This window comes from Rahnella ecdela (assembly GCF_019049625.1).
Lineage (GTDB): Bacteria > Pseudomonadota > Gammaproteobacteria > Enterobacterales > Enterobacteriaceae > Rahnella > Rahnella ecdela.
Window position 1 is genome coordinate 1 of the sequence record NZ_JAFMOY010000083.1, and the last position, 6,731, is coordinate 6,731.

Annotated in this window: 6 protein-coding genes and 3 pseudogenes; 2 read left to right on the forward strand and 7 right to left on the reverse strand. The window is 44.8% G+C overall.

Going from position 1 to position 6,731, the window contains the following annotated elements; all coding sequences use genetic code 11:
- Positions 1–142: 142 nt before the first annotated feature.
- The 3 genes from J1784_RS00585 to lysM form a co-directional block, all read right to left on the reverse strand.
- Positions 143–523 carry a hypothetical protein gene (locus J1784_RS00585; protein ID WP_217147616.1) on the reverse strand — a complete coding sequence of 127 codons (381 nt, stop codon included), beginning with the start codon at positions 521–523 and terminating at the stop codon, positions 143–145.
- Between the two features lie 171 nt (positions 524–694).
- Positions 695–1,096 (reverse strand): YidB family protein, encoded by a 402-nt coding sequence (locus J1784_RS00590; RefSeq protein ID WP_217147617.1) that lies wholly within the window; start codon positions 1,094–1,096, stop codon positions 695–697.
- A gap of 12 nt (positions 1,097–1,108) precedes the next feature.
- A complete protein-coding gene (lysM, locus tag J1784_RS00595) occupies positions 1,109–1,567 on the reverse strand; it encodes a peptidoglycan-binding protein LysM (RefSeq protein ID WP_217147618.1) in 459 nt (152 codons plus the stop codon).
- Between the two features lie 270 nt (positions 1,568–1,837).
- Here lysM and J1784_RS00600 point away from each other — a divergent pair, with 270 nt between their 5' ends.
- Positions 1,838–2,086: a GlsB/YeaQ/YmgE family stress response membrane protein gene (locus tag J1784_RS00600; RefSeq protein WP_217147619.1), complete on the forward strand. Its 249-nt coding sequence runs from the start codon at positions 1,838–1,840 to the stop codon at positions 2,084–2,086.
- A gap of 269 nt (positions 2,087–2,355) precedes the next feature.
- Here the strand turns inward: J1784_RS00600 and J1784_RS00605 are convergent, their stop codons facing one another.
- Positions 2,356–3,303 carry a LysR family transcriptional regulator gene (locus tag J1784_RS00605; protein ID WP_217147620.1) on the reverse strand — a complete coding sequence of 316 codons (948 nt, stop codon included), beginning with the start codon at positions 3,301–3,303 and terminating at the stop codon, positions 2,356–2,358.
- A 258-nt stretch (positions 3,304–3,561) separates the two neighbouring features.
- A pseudogene (locus J1784_RS00610) lies at positions 3,562–4,484 on the reverse strand (IS5 family transposase).
- A gap of 606 nt (positions 4,485–5,090) precedes the next feature.
- Here J1784_RS00610 and J1784_RS00615 point away from each other — a divergent pair.
- Positions 5,091–5,514 (forward strand): annotated as a pseudogene (locus tag J1784_RS00615) (IS66 family transposase); the annotation flags it as partial.
- A 73-nt stretch (positions 5,515–5,587) separates the two neighbouring features.
- Here J1784_RS00615 and J1784_RS00620 read toward each other — a convergent pair.
- Together J1784_RS00620 and J1784_RS00625 are read right to left on the reverse strand one after the other, a co-directional pair.
- Positions 5,588–6,250: pseudogene (locus J1784_RS00620) on the reverse strand (IS5 family transposase); the annotation flags it as partial.
- A complete protein-coding gene (locus J1784_RS00625) occupies positions 6,171–6,566 on the reverse strand; it encodes a DNA topoisomerase (protein WP_420803939.1) in 396 nt (131 codons plus the stop codon). The gene J1784_RS00625 and the pseudogene J1784_RS00620, both read right to left, overlap by 80 nt.
- Positions 6,567–6,731 lie beyond the last annotated feature (165 nt).

Consider the following 6,731-nt stretch of genomic DNA (forward strand, 5'->3'; position numbering starts at 1 on the left):
GTATAGGTGCTATGATCGGCATAACTCAGTCCGGTTTGTGAGGGTTTGTGATGTTTGGCGATTGATCAGATCGCTCAAACCGGATTGAGTTCCCTTCAGTGATCTACTATTAAGCGCAGCTATTTAGAGTCACTGGCGGAAATCAGGAAACGCCCATCGCCTGATTGAATACTTTACGTGTAATTTCCTGGCTACCTTCACCTTTAATAGCCGAAGACAATGTTGTCATACCAACATTACCCGAAAAAATCCGGTTGGCGCGAGCACGTGCCGAGCTCTGTTTTATTTTCCCATTCTCTTCATCATGCAATTCCAGGCCACATTTCTCACTGCTATACACTGATATTTTTGCAATATCTTCAGATTTCGCACGAGAGCCATCGATGAAAATAACCTCACCATTAATAAATGGCTTAATAATATGTTCAACAACAAAATTTTCATCTAAATCGGATTCTACATGAACAAGTGGCTTTGCCTTCTCTGCAGCATTCATCTTTACTAAAACGTGGGTATAGCTCATATTTATTACCTCTTAATTATGCGGACTCAATCTATGTTGATAGCATTATTTTATTCAATTGACATATTTTAAAAACGAGCGAATATCCGCCCTGAGTATAAACCTTAAGTTGAATGAAAGATTAAAACACTGCCACTCTGCTAACAGGTAAAATTCTGGTGAGCGAAGGGACTAGATGTTCAATTTACCTTGAAGAAGAGACATGCCTTCAGACAGTAAATTCTTCGTAGCTCCTGATGTCAGAGCCCCTGAGGCCGATAAACCATCCGCCAGTAATGGCAAGTATTTGACGAGAAGACCTGCAGCAGAAGGAAGATCGATGCCACAAGTTTTAGCCAGTTTACCCAGCTCCGGGGCATCCATAAATGAGAGGACTTGTTCTGGCAGCAAGGAAATATTTTCTTTATCGCTCAGCCACGATTCAACCATTGCGCCTAAACCATGCTGCTTCATTTTATCCAGAATACCTGAAATACCATTTTGTGATTCAATCCATGACAAAACAGATTCAAGCTCATTGCTACTTGAACCTTTGCTGGCAAACATATCCGTAACTGTATTTAAAATAGACACGCAAACTGCTCCTTATTTTTTACCTTCGAGGGCTGGAATAATCAGCTTTTGCCCAGGGTAAATTTTATCGGGGTTAGATAGCATTGGCTTATTGGCTTCAAAAATAATTTGATATTTCCCGGCATCAGCATAAACGCGCTTTGCGATAATGCTCAAAGAATCGCCATTGATAACGGTGTAAAACTGACTTTCCTGGCCTGTCTGCTCAGCCTGAAGATTATCATTTACGCCGCTAATGCCTTCAACGTTCCCGGCCATAACGATGATTTTATTTTTGGTTTCCTGGCAAGGCACCGTTCCGGATAACGTCACGCTGTTATCATCATTAATAGTAACAACAACACTTTCCGTACCGGGAAGTCCTAGTGCGCTGATATGTTCTTTTAATTTGTTCGTTTTATCAGCGAGACTGATGTCAGCCTTGCCCCAGATCTTTTCACCGGCATGCTTGATGAAATCAAAAAAAGCCATACAAATCTCCGAGTATATTTAATAATTGGATATTTTAACAAAACCACTCGTCTTATGTGCAGTGAAATATTTAAAATGGATATTCTGAATATTACGTAACTCTGATTTGACAGTTCTGTTCCATATCTTAATTGCGCAGAAGCATGAGTTTGTAATTTTAAAAAAACATATTATGTTGTTTAGGACTTGTCACTTATATATTGTGCCGTTCCTTTAGTTTAAAAACCAAAGCAAACATAACAATAGATGATTTGTTTCAATGGAGATGTAATGGGTATTCTGATTTGGATTGTATTCGGTCTTGTTGCGGGTGTTATCGCGAAATTTATCATGCCTGGCAGAGAGAACTCAGGTTTCATCATGACCATCGTCCTGGGTATCATAGGTGCCGTGGTTGGTGGCTACTTAGCCTCCCTCGCCGGCATCGGTAATATTTCTGGTTTTAATGTTCAGAGCATGGTCATTGCTGTTGTTGGGGCAATCATTGTGTTGTTTATTTATCGAAAATTAACTCGATAATTTAAGTCAGGGTGATGTCATTGGCTTTATCGGTATATCTCTGGCCTTTGGTGTAAGTGCTATGACGATGGCCTGCGCTGTAGGCCATCTTTCAGGAGACATGGGTTTAGAGTAATAAACAGAGTGATATGTCGCTCAGTGAAGGGGGCAACAGCTAGGCGAGGACGGGTTTTCATGACTTCGCTTAGCCTATGTATGACTTCTGAATACGGTTGAGTTTTGCCTGGCCTGATTCAGGTCATGCCAGCCCACTGTCTTGCGAGGAAATGTTAACTTTCGGCGATATCGAGCTCAACCTCTTCAGATTTAGGTGCCATAAAGGCAAGTGCCTCGAGGCATAAGCTAATAAATTCGTTTCGCTTTTCTGAACGATGATGATGGGCGTAAATTGTTGATGTCATTGTGGTTTCAAAGGGAAGGTCGAAAATTTTTACCGGCAGCGATTCTAAAAGAAAAGTTTCCAGGTATTCAGGAACCAAAGTAATGTAATCTGACATCGTACATATCATGAGTGAATTTAATGAATTTTCTGATTTAATCTCAACGCTTCTTCTTAATAATGCTTCAACCTGATTGGCATCTCCCTCCTGAACCAATGTCTCATCTGAGATTTGTGCCCATTTTACATGTTTGCTCATATTCCAGTCATCAAGTGTAAGGGTGTCCTTGATTGTTGGATGATTGATACTCACCAATGCTTTGAATTTAGATGAACATAATTTATGCGAAATGATGGAAGGATCATTAGGCAGAAGCCCGCCGATATCCAAATCAACCTCATGATTCCTGATTTTTACTATCCGTTTTTCATTTGATACCGGATGGTTAACAAAATTCAGACACATACCATCAAGCAACTTATTCTCCTGGTATACAAATTGAGAGAACCATAACTCAAAGAAATTATAAGTGCTCACGGTGATGTTGCGACAGACGTCTGGGTTTTCAGAACTCACTGATAAATCAAGTCCATCAGTAATTAATGATATGGCTTTAATATACCGTTGATCAAGTTCCAGCGCTAAAGTGGTAGGTGTAATACCATTTTTAGAACGGGTAAAGATGGGATTTAAGGTTACTTTTCTGATTTTATTTATAGCGTAAGTGACTGAAGAAGGTGATAAAGCCATTTTTTTGGCGGCCGCAGTGACACTCTGGCATTCAATGACCGCATTGAGTATCAACAGTGAATTGAGATCAAAATCCTTTGAATTCATTTCTTTCGTCCTTTTGAAAGTGAATACATCCTGTTATTTTTCACAGCGCATATTGGTACGATGAGCGCCTGGAGCTCTCTACCCTTCTTATGCTGCCAATAGGATATTAACCTTTACTTCTAATTCTATTTATTTCTTTTTACTAAAATCATGTTTTAAAAAACTTACGTTTGGCTGTTATGAGGTTATCTGCAAGCCCCGTCGGGCTTTGTTGAATAAATCGGATTTAGATAAAAGCTACCCTCGTCGCTGACTCCCTCAGGCAATCCGTACACTTTCTGGCATACCTGCACGCGTCATTTTGTTTAATGCGCGGATCATGGCCATAGCCTCCCCAACCTGCGCATCATAATCCCGCAACGTAAGATGCCCACCAAACAGCTGTTTGACACGCTACATTGCCGTTTCAGCCACCGAACGTCGGTTGTAAACCGTGTGCCATTTCCAGTACGCATTGCTTCCCGTCAGCCGTTGCCGGGCAACCGCCTGATTTCTGTCGGCATATTCAGCTGGCCAGTAACCTGCGCGGGTTCGCGGCGGGATAAGTGCTTTGATTTTCTTACGCCGCAGTTCGTCGTGGCACCGTCTGGTGTCATAAGCGCCGTCGGCGCAGGCGGTTCTGATTTTCCGGTGGGTCTGGCGAATAAGCCCCGGGAAGGCCTCCGCATCCGTCACATTGTTCAGGGAAAGGTCGGCGCAGATAACCTCATGCGTATCAGCGTCCACCGCCAGGTGCAGTTTACGCCAGACGCGGCGCTTTTCCTTGCCGTGTTTTTTCACCTTCCACTCTCTTTCCCCGAAGACTTTTAATCCGGTGGAGTCGATAACCAGATGGGCTATTTCGCCGCGCGTGGGGGTTTTGAACGGGATATTGACGGACCTGCCCGTCTGCTGACGCAGGAGTAATCCGGGCACCTGAGCGGGAGCTTCATCAGGGTAAAAATGGAATCAATAAATCCCTGCGCGGCGCGCGGCGTGAGGCGAAAAACGCGTTTGAGCATCAGTACTGTAGAAATAGCGAGCTCAGAATAACGTGGAGGATGACCACGTGAAGACGTGTTGGGCTCGTCATATCAGGCCTGAATGGCCGACTCATCAAGCCAGAATGTCGGTGAGCCCCGATTGATGAGTGCCTTGCTGTAGGCTTTCCAATTGATGATTTTGAACGTTTGTTTTGCCACGGGGTACCGCTACAGGATCGGGAATGTGGTGATCTGATCCTGATTACGGCCAAAAGTTCGATTTATTCAACAAAGCCATTTGCACAACGATATCAGCAGCCAAGATCCGCTTTTCCGATGTGGCCGAAAGTGAAGGGATGAAAATGATCCAACGCAGCCAGGATGTGGTGGACAGATTAACCTAAAGGCGATTTATGTTGAGGAAAGGTGACATGGCCACCTTTCATCAAAAATTCTGGAGAAGAAAATGAAAGCGACCAGGCCTTTCTTTTCATGTTCGATAATTCACACTGCTTTGAAAATTACCGGAACGAAGGACTTCTGATCGCAATAAGTTAATTAAAACTTAAAAAGTACCAGACTGCTATTATTGAGGTTGCGTTTCTATAAGTAAATTCTATACAACGAGTCATTCTGGTGTGATGTAAAGTAACACTCTCCTGGCGAGATGAAAATCAAATGAAACATTTTACATTTTAGAATGTTTATATATGTCAGAGAGCCAGAAGAGAAAATTACGAAAAACCAACAACAATAGTCAAAGTTACGGGTCAGGAAGTATGAACTCATTTCTAACAGAGATAACTCAAGAAAAGCCGGCTACTAGCAGAAGAACGGCTGGCAGTACGAAAATAACAGACCGTCCCGCTGATGCAGTCGCTGTATGACTGGATACTGTCGCAGATGAAGGTGCTGTCGCGCCACTCAGATACGGCGAAGGCGTTCGCATACCTGCTGAAGCAGTGGGACGCGCTGAACCAGTACTGCAGCAATGGCTGAGCGGAAATCGACAACAACATCTCGGAGAACGCGCTGCGTGGGGTTGCCCTGGGCCGGAAAAACTGGCTGTTCGCCGGTTCAGATACGGGTGGGGTGGGGAGCGGTGCTGTACTCGCTGATCGGCACCTGCCGGCTGAATAGTGTGGAGCCGGAGGCGTGGCTGCGCTATGTCCTGGGACAAATCCAGGACTGGCCGGTAAATCGGTTGCGCGATCTGCTGCCGTGGAAAACCGATCTCACATCTACATAAGCGTCAATACGGTCTGGATGGCTTTGTTGAATAAATCGTTTTTAGATAAAAAGTCTCCCTTTCAGTTACTTCCTCAGGTAATTCGCACACTTTCGGGCATGCCTGCACGCGTCATTTTGTTTAAAGCACGGATCATGGCCATAGCCTCACTGACCTGCGCATCGTAGTCGCGCAGCGTCAGGTGTCCACCCAACAATTGTTTAACCCGGTACATCGCCGTTTCGGCCACTGAACGCCGGTTGTAAGCCGTGTGCCATTTCCAGTAAGCATTGCTCCCCGTCAGTCGTTGCCTCGCCACCGCCTGATTTCTGTCGGCATACTCCACCGGCCAGTAACCGGCGCGCGTTAGCGGCGGGATAAGTGCCTTAATTTTCTTGCGCCGCAACTGGTCGTGGCACCGTTTTGTGTCATGAGCCCCGCCGGCACAGGCGGCTCTGATTTTCCGGTGCGTCTGACGGATAAGCCCCGGGAATGCCTCTGCATCAGTCACGTTGTTTAGGGACAAGTCAGCGCAGATAATCTCATGTGTATCAGCGTCCACCGCCAGGTGCAGTTTCCGCCAGACACGGCGCTTTTCCTGACCGTGTTTTTTCACCTTCCACTCCCCCTCACCGAGGACTTTTAATCCGGTGGAATAGATAACCAGATGGGCAATCTCACCACGTGTCGGGTTTTTGAAAGGGATGCTGACGCAGGAATAATCCGGGCAACGGAGCAGAAGATTCATCAGGGTAAAACAGACCAATGAAATGAACGGCCACAAGATTATAAACGTTACGTTCTTTCTCACTTAGCTGGACGCTGGAACCGCTTTTTGTCGTCGGAATAATCGCATGGTGAGCTTCAATTTTACTGCCATCAAAAGCTTTATGCTTTTGCCCCTTATTTATATCTGCGGTTGCTGAAGCAAGTTCCGGGATCGTCGCGCTGATCGCACTGGCAATATCAGCAGCCTGGGAAAAATGCTCATCAGAAAGGTAGCGATAATCAGTTCTAGGGTATGTCAGAAGCTTATGCGTCTCATAGGGATCAGCTTGGAGATCGGAAAATATTGTGCGTTAGGAGCATTATTTAACCGATGCGGATAAGTAATGAATAGACCCGGGTTTCGTAGACACTTTTTTGCCTCATAATGGAGGCCTAATGAAGGAGTGTTTATGTCAGTCAAAACGTTCACTGAAGAATTCAAAATTGAAGCCGTAAAACAGATCACTGAG